Source organism: Ruegeria sp. CDSC081 (assembly GCF_059610485.1).
The window spans coordinates 101,314-117,737 of record NZ_JBXWNS010000011.1; the positions used below are offsets into that span (position 1 = coordinate 101,314).

16 protein-coding genes and 1 pseudogene are annotated in these 16,424 nt (G+C 54.8%); 15 read left to right on the forward strand and 2 right to left on the reverse strand.

The annotated features are described in order from the left end of the window. The first annotated feature begins 143 nt into the window (after positions 1–143). The 15 genes from AC2FH9_RS18215 (at position 144) to pdeM (ending at position 15,367) form a co-directional block, all read left to right on the forward strand. A complete protein-coding gene (locus AC2FH9_RS18215; protein ID WP_496697999.1) occupies positions 144–347 on the forward strand; it encodes a hypothetical protein in 204 nt (67 codons plus the stop codon). A gap of 80 nt (positions 348–427) precedes the next feature. After that, positions 428–637, forward strand: a complete 210-nt coding sequence (locus AC2FH9_RS18220; protein ID WP_496750772.1) for a hypothetical protein — start codon at positions 428–430, stop codon at positions 635–637. A 143-nt stretch (positions 638–780) separates the two neighbouring features. Then, entirely contained in the window at positions 781–1,662 is an 882-nt protein-coding gene (cpaB, locus tag AC2FH9_RS18225) for a Flp pilus assembly protein CpaB (protein WP_496787749.1), read from the forward strand. 194 nt (positions 1,663–1,856) lie between these two features. Further along, positions 1,857–3,263, forward strand: coding sequence for a type II and III secretion system protein family protein (locus tag AC2FH9_RS18230; protein WP_496697997.1), 1,407 nt, complete (start codon positions 1,857–1,859; stop codon positions 3,261–3,263). A 17-nt stretch (positions 3,264–3,280) separates the two neighbouring features. Then, positions 3,281–3,910 (forward strand): OmpA family protein, encoded by a 630-nt coding sequence (locus tag AC2FH9_RS18235; protein WP_496697995.1) that lies wholly within the window; start codon positions 3,281–3,283, stop codon positions 3,908–3,910. A gap of 194 nt (positions 3,911–4,104) precedes the next feature. Beyond that, complete coding sequence (locus AC2FH9_RS18240) at positions 4,105–5,340, forward strand: CpaE/TadZ family protein (protein WP_281973278.1); 1,236 nt, start codon at positions 4,105–4,107, stop codon at positions 5,338–5,340. 24 nt (positions 5,341–5,364) lie between these two features. Beyond that, entirely contained in the window at positions 5,365–6,807 is a 1,443-nt protein-coding gene (locus tag AC2FH9_RS18245) for a TadA family conjugal transfer-associated ATPase (RefSeq protein ID WP_142637964.1), read from the forward strand. Positions 6,808–6,818: 11 nt separating this feature from the next. Continuing rightward, positions 6,819–7,787 carry a type II secretion system F family protein gene (locus AC2FH9_RS18250; RefSeq protein WP_142637962.1) on the forward strand — a complete coding sequence of 323 codons (969 nt, stop codon included), beginning with the start codon at positions 6,819–6,821 and terminating at the stop codon, positions 7,785–7,787. 10 nt (positions 7,788–7,797) lie between these two features. Next, entirely contained in the window at positions 7,798–8,775 is a 978-nt protein-coding gene (locus AC2FH9_RS18255; protein ID WP_282022131.1) for a type II secretion system F family protein, read from the forward strand. Positions 8,776–8,781: 6 nt separating this feature from the next. After that, the gene (locus tag AC2FH9_RS18260) at positions 8,782–9,363 is read left to right on the forward strand and encodes a tetratricopeptide repeat protein (protein WP_496872493.1); all 582 of its coding nucleotides are present in this window, start codon (positions 8,782–8,784) and stop codon (positions 9,361–9,363) included. Between the two features lie 29 nt (positions 9,364–9,392). Further along, on the forward strand, positions 9,393–10,244 hold the full coding sequence (locus AC2FH9_RS18265; protein WP_496697991.1) for a tetratricopeptide repeat protein: 852 nt from the start codon (positions 9,393–9,395) through the stop codon (positions 10,242–10,244). A 3-nt stretch (positions 10,245–10,247) separates the two neighbouring features. Next, complete coding sequence (locus tag AC2FH9_RS18270; protein ID WP_496750774.1) at positions 10,248–10,784, forward strand: prepilin peptidase; 537 nt, start codon at positions 10,248–10,250, stop codon at positions 10,782–10,784. Positions 10,785–10,902: 118 nt separating this feature from the next. Further along, the gene (locus AC2FH9_RS18275; RefSeq protein ID WP_496697987.1) at positions 10,903–12,210 is read left to right on the forward strand and encodes a DUF8689 domain-containing protein; all 1,308 of its coding nucleotides are present in this window, start codon (positions 10,903–10,905) and stop codon (positions 12,208–12,210) included. 40 nt (positions 12,211–12,250) lie between these two features. Beyond that, positions 12,251–14,662: a ligase-associated DNA damage response DEXH box helicase gene (locus AC2FH9_RS18280; protein WP_496750776.1), complete on the forward strand. Its 2,412-nt coding sequence runs from the start codon at positions 12,251–12,253 to the stop codon at positions 14,660–14,662. A 42-nt stretch (positions 14,663–14,704) separates the two neighbouring features. Further along, a complete protein-coding gene (gene pdeM / locus AC2FH9_RS18285) occupies positions 14,705–15,367 on the forward strand; it encodes a ligase-associated DNA damage response endonuclease PdeM (RefSeq protein ID WP_496750777.1) in 663 nt (220 codons plus the stop codon). A gap of 6 nt (positions 15,368–15,373) precedes the next feature. Here pdeM and AC2FH9_RS18290 read toward each other — a convergent pair whose 3' ends face one another. Then, entirely contained in the window at positions 15,374–16,117 is a 744-nt protein-coding gene (locus AC2FH9_RS18290; protein WP_496750778.1) for a LytTR family DNA-binding domain-containing protein, read from the reverse strand. Positions 16,118–16,322: 205 nt separating this feature from the next. After that, positions 16,323–16,424, reverse strand: a pseudogene (locus AC2FH9_RS18295) (bifunctional methylenetetrahydrofolate dehydrogenase/methenyltetrahydrofolate cyclohydrolase); the annotation flags it as partial.

Here is a 16,424-nt window from a genome sequence, read left to right on the forward strand (position 1 = left end):
ATTTGGGGTTTGGCCCAATTCCTGCCACGCCCAACAGGCAAACATAATGCCATACCGAGACGATCGGGAGCGGACTGAGAGACGAAGCTCTGGAAGACGCCGAGGTTCACTAGACTTTTTAGATCCTTTAGGAGGGACGTAACATGATCAAGTTCATCAAGAATTTTACCACTGACGAAGACGGCGCCGTAACAGTAGACTGGGTCGTTCTGACCGCAGCCGTTGTTGGTCTGGCCGCCGTTGCTTGGACACAGGTTAGCGACGGTGTCGACGATCTGGCCAGCGACATTGATGTCGCTTTGACCGGCGTTGTTGTTACAGCACCTAACTCGGGCCCAACCCCGTAATAATTTAGATAGAATTTTGAAGGGGGCTGCGCTCGTCAGATCGCGGCCCCCTTTTTTATAGAAAAAGACGAGGTCCTGCGATGAAGGGTATTTCAAAATTCTTATCCGGGGAACATGGCGCGATCACCGTTGATTGGGTGGTGCTTACTGCTGCGCTGGTCGGCCTTGGACTAGTCACGGTATTCAACTTGACGGGCGGGGTTCAGCACGTCGATACCGAGACGGGTAACGCACTTCGCGGTATAGAGGTCTATTCTGCAATTCAGGAACAGGCATCGGAATCAGATTGATCAATCTGGCACTAAGGACACGGGCGTCAAAAAAATACTTCATTGTCCCCCTTTTCGACACAATTCTCCTGTAATCAATAGTCAGTTGAAGTCGTATTCCCTATGACGACTGACATCGCTTACAAATAAACGAGGGAACGCGCATGCGTGCAGTATTTGGACTTGTCCTGATTGTTGGGGTGGCTCTGGCAGGAGGAGCCGTTTATATGGCGCGGGACTATATTTCTCAGTATCAGGCAGAATTGGCCAGAGAACGTTTGGCGGCTCAGGAAGCATTGGCAAATGTTAAATCCGTCCCAACGGTGGACGTTCTGGTTTCGAACCGTGCTCTTAAATATGGTGAGCGTCTGGCCGCCGAAGATGTGCGGATTGTGAAATGGCCTGAGGATGCAATTCCCGAAGGAAGCTTCCTTGAAATGGCCGTCCTATTTCCAGAGGACGCCAGTGGCGACCGCTTCGTTCTGAGGACCATGGAAAAAGACGAAGCCCTGATGGAGATCAAAGTAACCAAACCAGGCGAGGCAGCGGGTCTGACATCACGAATCGCGAAAGGTAAGCGCGCCTTTGCAATCAGCGTGGACGTTGCCTCGGGCGTATCCGGCTTCCTTCGCCCTGGTGATAGTATCGATGTTTATTGGACCGGTTCATATGGTGGCGGAATCGACGGATCGCGCGGCGAAATCACCCGACTGATTCAAACCAGCATTGAGTTGATCGCTGTTGACCAGAGCGCCGGGTCCGACCTGACCGGAGCCACGATCGCGCGCACCGTTACGGTCGCTGCTACTCCGGAACAAATCGCGGCGCTGGCTCAGGCTCAGAACACCGGCCGCCTGTCATTGGCGCTGGTTGGCGTGCAAGACGACACAATCGCCAGCGCAGTCGAAGTTGACCAAAGAAAACTTCTGGGCATTAAAGATGTCGTCCCCGTGGCACCCAAAATCGCGGAAGAGGTCTGTACGGTCAAGACGCGCCGCGGTGCCGAGATCGTCGACACGGGAATAGTAACACCCTGCACAAATTAACAGAAAATCAGTGCGTTACATGACCAGGGCCGCGCGAATTGCGCGGCCCTAATTTGTTCGCATGTTGCGCATTGTCCACATAAGGAAAATTCCAGAAACCATTGATTATTGCAATAAATTCTCAATTCGCGCAGTGTTATCAGACATAAGGCAGTAGCCGCAAAAAACGAGGCGTGATCGGAGAGGCAGGTCACATGAAAAGAAGTTCCTGGATAAGCGCAGCCCTTTTGGGCTTGGCGCTCGTAGTTGGCCCAGTCGGCAATGCTGCCTGGGCTGAAACACTTCGCGTGGTAAAGAAGGGTACAGCGGAAACGCTTGATGTGCCAATGAACCGCGCAATAGTTGTGGAAAGTGAGCAACCGTTTGCCGAACTCAGCATCGCCAATGCAGGCATCGCTGATATTTCGTCGCTTTCGGATCGTACTATCTATGTTTTGGGTAAGGCTCCTGGCCTGACGACCCTGACATTGTTCGACGGCGCAGGTAATCTACTTGCTAATGTTCGGGTCCGTGTGGCACCGGATGTTACCGAGTTTAAAGAACGTCTGCGCCAGATTTTGCCAACCGAGCCTATCGAAGTTCGCACCGCCAATGACGGTATCGTTCTTTCTGGCACAATTTCTAGCGCTGCCAAGTTGGCGCGGGCATTGGAGCTGGCAGAGCGCTATGCACCGGAGCGCGTATCGAACCTCATGTCGGTTGGCGGCGTTCAGCAGGTCATGCTGAAAGTGCGCTTTGCCGAGATGAATCGGTCGGTGGCTAAAAGCCTATCCGCATCGCTTGGTTTTGGCGGCGGCGACGTTACCGGTGGTATCAACACTCTGAACAACTCTGCTGCTTTGGCGAATGCTCTTGGCAACAACATTCCTGTTTCACAGACGAATACTGGTGCGATCCTGTTCGGCTTTGGCGCAGGGTCAACGCAAGTGCGTTTGTTGCTGGAAGCCCTTGAATCAAAAGGGCTGGCACGCAGCCTCGCTGAGCCTAACCTGTCTGCCCTTTCGGGTCAGGAAGCGACGTTCCTCGCAGGTGGTGAAGTTCCTATACCGGTACCGCAGGACGATGGCGTAATTGCCATTGAATACAAAGCCTTCGGTGTCGAAATCGACTTTATCCCCCGCGTTGTGGATGGTGATCTGATTAACCTTGAAATGGCTGCAGCTGTATCGGCAATCGATGGGTCCTCGAACTTCACCATTCAGGGTGATAATGTCCCGTCCTTTATCACGCGCCAAACCAGTACAACGGTTGAATTGCGTGATGGTGAGAGCTTTGCAATCGCAGGCCTGATCCAGGATGACTTCACAGACCTGAGTAACCAAATTCCCTGGTTGGGTGACGTCCCGGTTCTTGGCGCCCTCTTCCGCAGCGCGGAATATCAGCGTCAGCAAAGTGAACTGGTGATCATCATCACAGCCCACCTTGTGTCGCCGACACGTGGCGAGGCACTGGCTCTGCCTACGGATCGGGTCAAACCACCCAGCGAATTTGATCTGTTCGTTAATGGCAAAGTCGGTCGGACTGAACGTCTGGGTGCCGGTGCAGCTTCGGAAGTCGCGAATCAGGACTTCGGTAGCTCGTACGGCTACGTCCTGGATTGATTAGGAGGATAGGACCAATGCAGAAGTGGATCATCACACTGGGTCTTTCGGTCGCTGTCGCCGCATGTACGCGTGAGGCCGGATACGAAGCCGATCAGGGCGCGTTCGGGAATGCGACACTGAACAACATTCAAGTAATGAATGGCGAACTGACATATGCCCAGATCCTGGGCCAACGGTTCGCAGCCGAAGTGCCGACCCAGATCAACTTTGATTTCAACAGCGCTCAACTGGACGAAACAGCTCAGCGAGTACTCTTGCGTCAGGCGAACTGGATCAAACAGTTCCCCGAGGCACGGTTCCGGGTCTATGGCCATACGGATGCTGTTGGATCAACGGCATATAACCAAAGCCTGGGCCAGCGGCGCGCAAATGCGGCTGTTGCGTTCCTTACGCGGCAGGGTATCTCTCGCTCGCGGTTGGAGGCGGTTGTTTCATTCGGTAAGTCACGACCTCTTGTGGCTACGCCGGATCGAGACCGTCGCAACAGGCGCACCGTGACCGAAGTATCAGGCTTCGTTGATCGTGCACCCCAGCTACTCGATGGCAAATACGCCGCCATCGTCAATCGTGAGTACGTGGAGAGCGCCGTTTATGAAACCCAGCTGCGCCGCGAGACCGCTATTGGCGATACAAGCGAACAATAAACTGTGATTGGGCGACATCGTCGCCCAATTCCCTACAATTGGTTCTTTTGCGCCTAATTCTTGCCTAAGTTCCAAGCCACATTTTCAACAATTGGGTGACCTGCGTCCGAATATGGCCGCAATAGGGTGACAGCAAGCCAATCCTGTCCTCTGGGCCAGGATGGTTCGCCTACCCTTCGACGAGGATTGTGTTAATGACAAGCGCCACGCCGCAAAACGAAGAGACCGCAATTCTGGCCTGCACGATCAGTCGTGATGTCCAGAATTTCGATCTGCTTATAGAAGATATGGAAGGCGCTTTGGGTGAGCGTTGGGGCGATCTCGGCTTTGCCGAAGCCCTGACATTTTTCAACCAACCCGAGGCCAATTCACTGCAATTTGTCGCGTTGGCCATTGATGGCGAGGATGAAGACAACCTGTCACTGATGGGTGAAATCATCACACAGGCCAAAGACAAAAATATCAAAATAGTTCTGATCGCCGAGGACGTGACCCCGGCTTCGCTGCATCAGTTGTTGCGCAAGGGCGCGGACGAATTCGTCCCCTACCCTCTTCCAGAAGGTGAATTGCAAGAAGCAATCGACCGGATGAACAAACCCGAACCCGTCGCCGTTGCCCCCGGATCAGATGCCGCACGTGCAGCTGGCGACTCTAAAGAGGGTGCTTTGTTTGTGATTCAGGGACTTGCCGGTGGGGTCGGGTCGACGACTATGGCCGTCAACCTAGCTTGGGAACTGGCAACGGTCTCTGACAAAGAGGCCCCTTCGGTTTGTTTGATTGACCTGGACCTGCAATACGGAACGGTTTCGACCTATCTGGATCTTCCCCGTCGAGAAACTGTATTCGAGATGCTGTCTGATACGGCGGCAATGGATGATGACGTCTTCAACCAGGCGCTTCAGTCCTATGAGGACAAGCTGCAGGTGCTAACCGCGCCGTCGGATATGGTGCCTTTGGATCTGATTACGCAAGAAGATATCGAACGGGTGATCGAAAAGGCGCGAAAACACTTCGATTATGTGATCGTCGACATGCCAACGACATTGGTTCACTGGTCGGAAACTGTACTGCAGGCCGCCCATGTTTACTTTGCCCTGATAGAACTGGACATGCGATCGGCTCAGAACGCATTGCGCCTCAAGCGCGCTTTACAGGCCGAGGAACTACCCTTCAATAAGTTGCGTTTCGCTCTCAATCGCGCCCCGAAATTTACCGATCTGAATGGTAAGGGCCGGGTCAAGCGCATGGGTGAAAGCCTGGGCATCTCTATTGATCTTCAACTGCCGGATGGCGGTAAACCCGTGATGCAAAGCGGTGATCACGGTCTGCCATTGGCTAACGCTGCAGCCAAGAACCCACTGCGCAAGGAAATCGCAAAGCTTGCGAAGTCGCTGCACAGCCTGGGCAGCAGTAGCGCCGAAGCCGCATAACACAATCCCACAGGGAGAGCCGCCGTGTTTTCAAGATACAAAAAACCCGAAGCACAACCGGTCCAGGCACCGGCTAAATCGCCCGAGGCCACACCTGCACCTGCAGCGGAGCAAGCATCAACCGCTACTGCAGTTGCCCGGCGACCCACCCCCAAAAAGGCGGTCGAGGTTGTAGGGGCGGACAAGGAACGCAAGCGCAAAGAGCGTCTGGGCGAAATCAAGATCGAACTCCACCGTGAGCTTCTTGAAAACCTGAACCTTGCGGCCCTTGAGAAAGCTGGAGAATCCGAGCTGCGCTCGGAAATCAGTGCGATTGCCAGTGAGGTTCTGGAATCCCGCAACATCGTTCTGAACCGCGACGACCGGCAACAGCTGAACAAGGAACTGTATGACGAAGTAACCGGTCTTGGCCCTCTCGAGACCTTGCTTCAGGACGACTCTGTCAGCGATATTCTGGTCAACGGCCCGCAACAAATTTTCGTTGAACGGTTCGGTAAGCTAGAAATTAGCGACGTTACCTTTAAAGACGAAAAGCACCTGATGCGGATCATCGACAAGATCGTATCCGCCGTGGGCCGCCGTGTTGACGAATCCAACCCCTATGTGGACGCCCGTCTGGCGGATGGCTCGCGTTTCAACGCTATGGTGCCACCGATTGCCGTTGACGGCTCGCTGGTATCCATTCGTAAGTTCAAAAAAGATAAGCTGGCCATTGATGACCTGGTGAATTTTGGTGCCTTCACAGAAGAAATGGCCGCCTATCTGCAGGCTGCTGTATCTACACGCCTGAATGTGATCGTTTCGGGCGGTACCGGTTCCGGTAAAACAACCACGCTAAACGCATTGTCCAGCTTTATCGACGACGCCGAGCGTATTCTGACCATCGAGGATACAGCGGAACTCCAGCTGCAACAGTCTCATGTTGGCCGGATGGAAAGCCGCCCGCCTAACGTCGAAGGCAAGGGTGAAGTCAGCCCCCGCGACTGTCTGAAAAACGCCCTTCGTATGCGTCCCGACCGTATCATCGTGGGTGAGACACGGGGCTCGGAAGTTATCGACATGCTACAGGCCATGAACACTGGCCATGATGGCTCGATGACAACGATCCACGCGAACTCGGCCCGAGACGGGATTTCGCGTCTTGAAAACATGATCGCGATGGCCGGGATCGAAATGCCGATCAAGGCCGTCCGTAGCCAGATCTCCAGTGCTGTGAACCTGATCGTTCAGGCAAGCCGCCTGCAGGACGGCTCGCGGCGCATGACTTCGATCACCGAAATCACTGGTATGGAAGGCGATGTGATTTCCATGCAGGAAATCTTTCGTTTTCAACGCGTTGGATTAACGCCCGACAACAAGATTATTGGCCATTTTACCGCGACCGGCGTTCGCAGCCACTACTCCGAGCGCTTCCGTCTGTGGGGCTATGATCTGCCCCCTTCGATTTACGAACCAACGACTATGTAGGAGATCTTGAAATGCAACTGCCTATGGAGGCACTGATCTACGTCGCGATCTTCGTAGGCGTACTTGCGTTGGTGGAAGGAATCTATCTGGTTGCCTTCGGAAAATCCATCAGTCTGAACAGCCGCGTGAACCGCCGTCTGGACATGCTGGATAAAGGCGTCGGGCGCGAACAAGTTCTGGAACAGCTGCGCAAGGAAATGCAGCAGCATATGAAGTCCCAGAGCATTCCGCTCTATTCCCTGTTGGCGGACAAGGCTCAGAAGGCCGCCATCGCCTTCACACCCCGTCAGTTGATCCTGATTATGGTGTTGGTGACAGGCTTTGCCTTTATGGGGCTCAGTATTGCAACGGGAACGGAAACCATAATGCGGGCCGCAATTTCGGTCGCAATCGGTGTTGGCGGTGTCTATGCGTGGGTAAACAACAAGGCCAAAAAGCGTATGGCAATGCTGGAAGAACAGTTGCCAGATGCTGTGGAATTGATGGTTCGGTCGCTTCGCGTCGGGAACCCTTTTGTGTCCACCATTCAAATCGTCGCAAATGAAGTCCAGGATCCACTCGCCACTGAATTCGGGGTTATCGCCGATGAATGTGCCTATGGCCGTGACGTCGGTGAATCTCTCAAAGATCTGGCACAACGACTGGATATGCAGGATCTACGGTTTTTGGCAGTGGCCGTCGGCATCCAACAGCAATCCGGTGGTAACCTGGCCGAAATTCTGGCCGGTTTGGCCAAGGTGATCCGGGCCCGTTTTCGACTTTTCCGGCGCGTCAACGCCATCACAGCCGAGGCAAAATGGTCAGGAAAATTCCTATCTGGATTTCCACTGTTCTGCCTGGGATTCATTTTGGTGAACGACCCCGGGTACTATGACGAAGTTATGGATCACCCATGGTTCATTCCTGCCTGTTTCTTTGTCGGCATCATGCTGACACTGAACCTGATCGTCATGCGCATTCTAACCGACATCAAGGTCTGAGGACACCACCATGGAAATCCTGACCCGAATAAACGACTTTCTAACCGAGCTCCTTGGCCCCTTCGGTCCACTGATCGTGGTTGGTGTACTTGGACTGTTCATGATCTTGATCACCGTCCCCTTGATCCTGAGCCAGCCAGAAGATCCCCTGAAGAAACTGCAGCGTTCTAATGCAGCCCCTCGACAGGATAAGAAGGTCAAAAAGGACAAGCTCAGAACCAGCGGGCGAAACGAGCAGCTTGAGAAATTTGCCAACTTCCTTGAGCCACAAAATAAGGAAGAACTGTCTGCCATGCAGCTGAAACTGCGGCAGGCGGGGTACCAGTCAAAGGACGCAGTTCGGTTTTTCCACTTCGCTCAATTTTCCTTGGGCATCATCGGAATTGTGATTGGTGTTTTGCTGGTCACTGTCCTTTCCGATGGTCAGGAATTTACCGCGCAGCAGATGATAATACGAGTTCTTGTCCCTTCGGCCGCCGGGTATTTTCTGCCGCGCTATTGGATCACCCGAAGGGTCGCAGAACGGCAAGAAGCGATCACCGCAGGCTTTCCCGATACTCTTGACTTGATGCTGGTCTGTGTCGAGGCTGGCCAGTCGCTGGACCAGGCCATCGTTCGCGTCGCACGCGAAATGAAAGCCTCCTACCCTGAGATTTCGCTTGAATTTGAAGTCGTCGCCCACGAATTGAAGGCCGGTAAGGACAAGGATACGGTTCTTCGCGATTTTGGTACGCGCTGTGGCGTTCAGGATGTTAACTCATTTGTGACGGTGATGATCCAATCGGCAACATTCGGTACATCCATCGCCGAAGCTTTGCGGGTTTACGCTGGCGAGATGCGAGATAAGCGCGTGATGCGCGCCGAAGAGGCCGCTAACAAGTTGCCAACCAAAATGACACTCGCCACTATGATGCTGACGGTGCCACCGTTGCTGGTCATTCTGGTTGGACCCTCGGCCAAAGGCATCGCTGAATTCGGCGGAGGCTAATAGCCTATGAAATTGAAACCCAGGTGCATCCAAACGGGGATACGCCGCGTGTTACAGGCCACCGTGGTTCTTGCCACGGTGGCTTCTTGCACGGAAACGGGGTCCTCCGGGGATCTGGATGCACCTGGCATTGATCGTAAAGCCCCGGCCGAGGATCAGATTGCAGTCGGCAACCGGCTGATGGCTTCGGGTGAATACGAGCTTGCGTTGGATGCCTTTATCCGCGCAGCGCTCAATCAGGGAATGACAACGCAGATCCTGACCTCGATGGGGACGGCAAATCTGGGCCTTCGGAGGCTTGGGCAGGCGGAAACGCTGCTGCGCCGAGCGGTTGAAGATGACCCCGAATGGTCTGTCGCCTGGAACAATCTGGGTGTGTTGCTGATGGAAATCGGTGAATACCCCGAGGCCGCTCAGGTCTTTCGCCGGTCCTATGCTCTCGATAATGGCGAAAGTGACGCAATCCGGGACAATCTGCGGTTAGCTCTCGCAAAAATGGAAAATACTGATAATAATACCCCTCAAGAACAAGAATACACACTGGAGCAGCAAGGCGACGGGCAATTCATGCTGCGCAAGCTCCCGTAACATAGGCAAGTGCAGTAAGGGACGCAAAAATGCGCCAACAATTCTTGATTCCGTCTATCGCAATCTGCGGGCTGATCCTCTCAGCCTGTGAAAAAGAGTCCGAAGAAGAAAAGGTCGAGCGTACATTTCAGGAGGTGAACGTCATTGACGAGACCAACCTGAACGACGTTCTTCTGTCGGCCGCCGACCCAAACGAAGCCGTTACCTATTTCCAGGGTGCCGCCGCCAAGAACCCGGGTCGTATAGACCTGCAACGTGGGCTGGCGATTTCACTGGCGCGCGCCAAACGGACGACCGAGGCAACCGCCGCCTGGAAAAAAGTCACCACGATGAGCGGTACGACCAATGTAGACAAGGTCGAATACGCAGATTCTCTGGTACGTTCCGGGAACTGGGCAAAAGCCAAGTCCACTTTGGATTCGGTCCCGCCGACTTTTGAATCTTTCAAACGCTACCGCCTGGAAGCCGTCGTCGCAGATTCACAAAAAGACTGGAAACGCGCGGATCATTTCTATGAAACCGCCGTGGGTCTGACGACCCGCCCCGGTGGTGTAATGAACAACTGGGGATATTCCAAACTGACGCGCGGCCAGTACGACGAAGCCGAACGGTTATTCACCGAGGCCATTCGACAGGATAACTCTCTATTCACGGCAAAGAACAATCTGGTCCTCGCCCGGGCTGCACAGGGCAATTACAGCATGCCTGTCGTTCCCATGTCTCAGGTCGAACGCGCGATGTTGTTGAACACAATGGCCATCTCGGCGGTGAAACGCGGTGATGTGGCGACGGCCAAGAACCTGTTCCGCGAAGCGATCGCCACCCATCCGCAACATTACGACGAAGCCGTTCGATCCCTGCGCGCGCTTGAGGAAGCCTGATACATGCATATTCCAGCGGGTGCTGCGGCCTGGTTTTTGCCGTTCGTACTGCCGATCTGCTATTACGTAGCCTTCACCGACCTGCGTGACATGCTCATCAAGAATCACGCCGTAGTAGCACTGGCTGCGGTATTTGCGGTCATCGGTTTGTTTGTCCTGCCGCCCTGGTCGGATGGTTGGATTACCGGCCCGTTTTCTGTGTCCCTCCCACCCTATTTGTGGCAGCTGTTACATATAGTTGTAATGCTGGTCATCGGCATTCTGCTCAACGCAGCCGGCATTATGGGAGCCGGAGACGCAAAATTCATAGCCGCGGCCTCAGCCTTTGTTTGGATGGGCGATTTCACATTGGTATTGTTGATCCTGATGTCGACCACCTTGGCGGCCTTTGTCACGCATCGATTGGCCAAACATACCGCCCTCAGAGCTATTGCCCCAGATTGGGAAAGCTGGCGTCGGGACAAACAATTTCCAATGGGTTTCGCGCTTGGTGCAACCCTGGCCATCTACCTGATACTTGGAACTGTTTACGGCTCGTAAACTATCATCAGTCCGCCTTGTCCCCGCCTTGGAACTGACACAAAGCCCGGCCAAATTTTCGTCAAAGGGCCCTTTTCAGGGCTATTGGCGTGAATACTGAATTAGACGGGCAACGCTCATGAATATGCAGACAACCTCGGTAATGGCCCCCCCTACCCCAAAGGGGTTGGGCGATATGCAGCTTCCTATTGTTATGATGCGGGATATCCTGCTGAAAACTATCTTTCGTAAAACCGTAGATACAGTTTCCGAAGTTGCCCAAGCGATCTGCTTGCCGGGTTCTGTCACACAGGAATTGATCGACCTTGCCCGCGAACAAAAGCTGCTGGAAGCAACCGGTACTTTGAACGCCAACAGCGGCAATGAGATGGGGTATCAACTGACCGATGCGGGCAAAGCGCGTGCATTGGATGCGCTAAGCCAGTCCGAATATTTCGGCGCCATGCCCGTCCCGTTGGATGTGTACCGCGAGCAGGTAAAACGCCAGTCGATCCGGAATATCCAGGTTTCCCGCGACCAGTTGACCGGGGCCATGGGCCATCTGGTTCTGCCTGACAGCCTGCTGGACCACCTTGGACCCGCGGTCAGTGCAGGCCGATCAATCCTGATGTATGGACCTCCGGGTAATGGTAAATCCTCTATCTCGAACGGTATTCGGGATGCTTTGGGCGATAGTGTCTATGTCCCATATGCCATCGAATACGCTGGTCAGGTGATCACGGTGTATGACCCGATTGTACACACAGCCATCGAACAAGAAGCAGATGATCCCAATAGCTTGCGCCGCCGCAAGCGGTTTGATTCGCGCTATGTCCAATGTGAAAGACCAACTGTTGTGACTGGCGGTGAACTGTCACTCAGCATGCTCGATCTGGTTTATAACCCTACGGCGCGGACCTATCAGGCCCCGCTGCAGCTGAAATCGACGGGCGGCATCTTTATCGTTGACGACCTTGGCCGTCAGCAGGAACCACCACAGGCCCTGATCAACCGCTGGATTGTTCCACTGGAAGAAAACAAGGATATCCTTGGTCTGCAATCGGGTGAAAAATTCGAAGTGCCCTTTGATACGCTGGTCATCTTTTCGACCAACTTTCACCCCAACGAGATCTTTGACCAAGCCGCTTTGCGCCGGATTTTCTTCAAGATCAAGATTGACGGTCCGAACCAAGAGAACTTCCTGAAAATCTTCGCCATGGTGGCCCGCAAACGCGGGATGCCTCTGGACGAGGCCGCATTGGTCCATCTGCTAAAGGTCAAATACCCGACCATCGACAACATCTATGCGAACTATCAGCCGATATTCCTGATTGATCAGATGATCTCGATCTGCGAATTCGAGGGAATTCCCTATCAGATGAGCCCCGATCTGATTGAACGCGCTTGGGCCAACATGTTCGTCAAAGATGAGAAAATCGTCAAATAACCTAATGCCATTTCGCTGACGGGCCGGGTAATCTGCCTTTATGACGCAGATTCCCGCCCGGATTACTGACTGGTTTGACGACAAAGGTTGGTCCATCCACCCGCATCAGCAGGACATGTACGACCGGGCCCTTGAACCGGCGACGTTGCTGATAGCCCCCACAGGCGGGGGCAAGACAATGGCCGGATTTCTGCCCACGCTGGCCGATCTGGCAGAGCGGGACCATGATGGCCTGCATACAATCTACGTCTCCCCTCTCAAGGCGCTGGCGGCGGATATCCGACGAAACCTGCGTGGCCCGGCCGAGGAAATGGGCCTGTCCATCCGGATCGAGGATCGCACCGGGGATACTTCAGCCACACAGAAAAAGCGTCAGCGGGTTGACCCGCCGCAGATCCTTTTGACTACACCTGAAAGCCTGGCCCTGCTGACCTCTTACGAAGACGCCGGGCGGATGTTTCAGGGCGTGCAACGGGTGGTTGTCGATGAAATCCACGCACTGGCCGAGAGCAAGCGTGGCGACCAGCTGATGCTGGCGCTGGCCCGTCTGCAGGGGCTCTGCCCGGACCTGCGCAGGGTGGGCCTGTCTGCAACGGTCGAAGACCCCAATGCTATTGCCCGATTTCTGGCACGTCACCCTGATCCCTGCCGGATCGTTGAGGCCGATCCTGGGCCTGACCCCGATATCCAAATGTTGGAAACGCAGGAAATGCCTCCGTGGTCGGGCGGTAGCGCGGCCTATTCCATCCCTGCCGTTCTGGACCAGATCCGGAAGCATAAGACGACGCTTATCTTTCACAACACCCGCGCACAGGCCGAGATTTTCTTTCACAACCTCTGGCTTGCCAACGAAGACGGGCTGCCGATTGGCATTCATCACGGCAGTCTGGACAGGCAGCAACGCGAACGTGTCGAGGCCGCAATGGTTCGTGGTGAGCTGCGCGCAATCGTCTGCACAGGCAGTCTGGATCTTGGTATTGATTGGGGCGATGTCGACCTGGTCATTCAGATCGGGGCGCCCAAAAACGTCAAAAGGCTGGTTCAGCGCATCGGGCGCGCAAATCACAGATACAACGCCCCCTCCAAAGCATTGTTAGTGCCCGCAAACCGCTTCGAAGTTGTGGAATGCATAGCGGCACTTGAGGCTGTGAAAGCTCATGATCTGGACGGTGATCCCCGCGGCGCAGGTCCACGCGATGTGTTGTGTCAACATATCCTGATTGCCGCAGCATCCGGGCCATTCTTGGCCGATGACCTGTTCCGGCAAATGACCGCAGCGGGCCCCTATGCCGGGTTGACCCGAGCAGAGTTCGACGCCTGTTTGGACTTTTGTGCAACCGGGGGCTATGCCCTGCGCGCCTATGATCGGTGGCAAAGACTGCAGCTACGGCCAGATGGGCAATGGCAGCTGCGTGACCCCCGTGCTGCGCAGCGTATCCGCATGAACCTTGGCACGATTCAGGACACAGATACGTTGAAAGTCCGCCTGAAACGCAATCGAGGGGGCAAGCCTCTGGGAGAGGTCGAAGAAGCCTTTGCTGCCTCGCTGACCCACGGAGATACCTTTCTGATCGGCGGCCAGATCGTGCGCTATGAGGGATTGCGCGAGATGACGGTCGAAGTCAGCCGCCGAGCGGATAAGAAGCCCAAGATCGCAACGTTTTCAGGCACCAAATTTGCGACCTCGACGCAGCTGAGCGACCGTATCCTGCGGCTGTTTGCACAGCCTGATTGGCCCCAGTTACCCGCGCATACCGCGGATTGGCTGGCGTTGCAGCGCGATATCTCGCGCCTGCCTCAGCGTGACAGGTTACTGATCGAAAGTTTCCCCAACGATGGGCGCGAAAACCTGTGTGTCTATGGTTTTGCGGGTCGCAACGCCCAGCAGACGCTGGGGCTGTTGCTGACCAAACGGATGGAAGAAACGGACCTTGCACCGCTGGGCTTTGTTGCCACCGACTATGCAACCCTGATCTGGGGGTTGGACGCGGTGATAGACCCGCGTCCGCTATTTCAGCCCGACGAGCTGCGCAACGGCTTGGAAACCTGGCTGGCGGGCAATGCCGTAATGAAGCGCACCTTTCGTGCCTCGGCCACGATTGCAGGGCTGATCGAACGGAACATGGCCGGTCAGCGCAAAAGTGGTCGGCAGGCCACGTTTTCCTCGGATATCCTCTACGATACTTTGCTGAAATACGATCCCGATCACCTGTTAATGCAGATCACCCGAGAAGAGGCCATGCGCGGTCTCGTCGATTTCGGGCGGATCGAGGCACTGATCGAGCGGATCGGGGGTCGCATAGATCTGATGCGATTGGATCGGGTTTCACCTCTGGCTGCACCTCTGTTTCTTGAGGTTGGCAAGGTACCCGTCAAAGGTGCTGCTGAAGAACGCCTGCTGGCGGAAGAAAGCGCGCGCCTATTGCAAGAGGCTGGGCTGGAAACCTGCTAAAACCTCTTGCACGCGATAGCGGAACGTCGCAAAGAACGTAACATGAACGAAGTTTCGATCTGTTTAGCCGGGCAAAATCTGCTGGCGCTTGGGTCTGGTGCCCTTTGGTGGCCCGACAAAAGCGTGCTTTGCGTGTCCGATCTGCATCTGGGTAAATCCGAGCGTTTGGCGCGCCGGGGCGGCACGACATTACCCCCCTATGACAGCCAGGACACCCTGGCCCGATTGGCCGCAGATATCGAGCACACTCAGCCTGACATCGTTATTTGTCTTGGGGATAGTTTTGATGATCTTGATGCCCTAAACGCCTTGAGTGTGCCTGACAGGCTGCAGATTACGGCGATGCAGGCCGGTCGCCGCTGGGTCTGGATCGAGGGCAACCATGACCCCGGCCCGGTAGATCTGGGCGGAAGCCATCTGGCCGAATATGCGGTTGACCCTCTGGTCTTTCGTCATATTGCGCAACCCAAGGGCAAGGCTGAGGTTTCGGGACATTACCACCCCAAGGCGCGCGTGCGGATCCGCGGTCGTTCGATCACCCGCCCCGCCTTCCTAGTGGATCAGGCGCGTCTGATCCTGCCTGCCTATGGAACTTATACTGGTGGGCTCTTTAGCTCGGATCACGTTCTGGACGCCATGATGAGCGATCAGGCAATGGCGATCTTGACAGGGAAAGTCCCGCAAATGATCCCAATGCCCAGATAGGGCGTCTCAAATCAGGCCATCTTCTTCTAGGAACGGACGGTATTTCCTGCTGACCGGAACAAGCTCGTCGTTCTTCAGGCGCAACATGGTCTTGCCACCCTTACGTTCGACCCCAGCAATGGCGTCATCGACAACCCAATGCGATCGGTGCGTGCAATGGCCCGGTATAGGTTCCATTTCCTCTATGGCGTCGGTAAAACGCGACCGGATCGTAAACGTGCCCTCAGAAGTCACCACATCCACATAGTGGTCTTGGACCGTCAGGCGATAGACCCGACCCTGAAAGGATCCCGGCAACCGTTTGTACATGCGCGGCAGCGGAATTTCAGCATTTTCGGATTGAGGTTTCGATGCCTCACGCCGCACCAGGATCAAGCCCACCGACAGCAAGGCGCCATAAGATGTTACAGATAACATATCCGGGCACGGCAGTCCGTTGGCCGAAAACAGCAACCAGACCATCAACCAAAGGCTTGGAACAAAAAGGACGAAAACCAAAGATATCAGCACAAGGTCGCGCCCAGAAAACTCGGTCTCAGCGAACAACCTACGCAACAATCTTCTTGCGACGCAGGTCACTCCTAGCGCCAGCGCCATCACCCCGATCCAGAAGGCCAAGCGCCAAGGAAAGGTTACTTCGATGGCATGAAATGGTTGGAATACGAAGGACAATAGCAGAAGGAAAACCAGCCCGGCAATCAACCGGTACCCTACTATTTCGGCGAAAACTGGGCGCAGTTTCGTGAACATAAACACTCGACAACAACTCTCCGGGTCCAGCCAATACTACCGGGGACTTGCCATATTACAACGTAACCGGCTGGAATAGAAAGTTTATCACCAATACAGGCACATTCAATGCCCGTAATCTCACACTTAGTTTACATATTAACAAATTTTAGGCCGGGGAGTACCCCGGCCCTGAAAATCTACATGCACGACTGTCCGCTATGGGTCACACCGTCAGGCCTTCTGGTTCTGGGAGTTTGTTTGCGCGGCATGCGGCGGTCAGGGTGTTGGCCAGCAGGCATGCGATTGTCATGGGGCCGACGCCACC

Excerpts from the sequence above, each read along its gene's own strand:
- AC2FH9_RS18270 (WP_496750774.1), top strand. The coding sequence starts at position 10,248 with ATGCATATTCCAGCGGGTGCTGCGGCCTGGTTTTTGCCGTTCGTACTG.
- AC2FH9_RS18220 (WP_496750772.1), top strand. The coding sequence starts at position 428 with ATGAAGGGTATTTCAAAATTCTTATCCGGGGAACATGGCGCGATCACC.
- AC2FH9_RS18280 (WP_496750776.1), top strand. The coding sequence starts at position 12,251 with ATGACGCAGATTCCCGCCCGGATTACTGACTGGTTTGACGACAAAGGT.
- AC2FH9_RS18265 (WP_496697991.1), top strand. The coding sequence starts at position 9,393 with ATGCGCCAACAATTCTTGATTCCGTCTATCGCAATCTGCGGGCTGATC.
- AC2FH9_RS18235 (WP_496697995.1), top strand. The coding sequence starts at position 3,281 with ATGCAGAAGTGGATCATCACACTGGGTCTTTCGGTCGCTGTCGCCGCA.
- AC2FH9_RS18215 (WP_496697999.1), top strand. The coding sequence starts at position 144 with ATGATCAAGTTCATCAAGAATTTTACCACTGACGAAGACGGCGCCGTA.
- AC2FH9_RS18230 (WP_496697997.1), top strand. The coding sequence starts at position 1,857 with ATGAAAAGAAGTTCCTGGATAAGCGCAGCCCTTTTGGGCTTGGCGCTC.
- AC2FH9_RS18260 (WP_496872493.1), top strand. The coding sequence starts at position 8,782 with ATGAAATTGAAACCCAGGTGCATCCAAACGGGGATACGCCGCGTGTTA.
- pdeM (WP_496750777.1), top strand. The coding sequence starts at position 14,705 with ATGAACGAAGTTTCGATCTGTTTAGCCGGGCAAAATCTGCTGGCGCTT.
- AC2FH9_RS18275 (WP_496697987.1), top strand. The coding sequence starts at position 10,903 with ATGAATATGCAGACAACCTCGGTAATGGCCCCCCCTACCCCAAAGGGG.
- AC2FH9_RS18255 (WP_282022131.1), top strand. The coding sequence starts at position 7,798 with ATGGAAATCCTGACCCGAATAAACGACTTTCTAACCGAGCTCCTTGGC.
- cpaB (WP_496787749.1), top strand. The coding sequence starts at position 781 with ATGCGTGCAGTATTTGGACTTGTCCTGATTGTTGGGGTGGCTCTGGCA.
- AC2FH9_RS18290 (WP_496750778.1), bottom strand. The coding sequence starts at position 16,117 with ATGTTCACGAAACTGCGCCCAGTTTTCGCCGAAATAGTAGGGTACCGG.
- AC2FH9_RS18240 (WP_281973278.1), top strand. The coding sequence starts at position 4,105 with ATGACAAGCGCCACGCCGCAAAACGAAGAGACCGCAATTCTGGCCTGC.
- AC2FH9_RS18250 (WP_142637962.1), top strand. The coding sequence starts at position 6,819 with ATGCAACTGCCTATGGAGGCACTGATCTACGTCGCGATCTTCGTAGGC.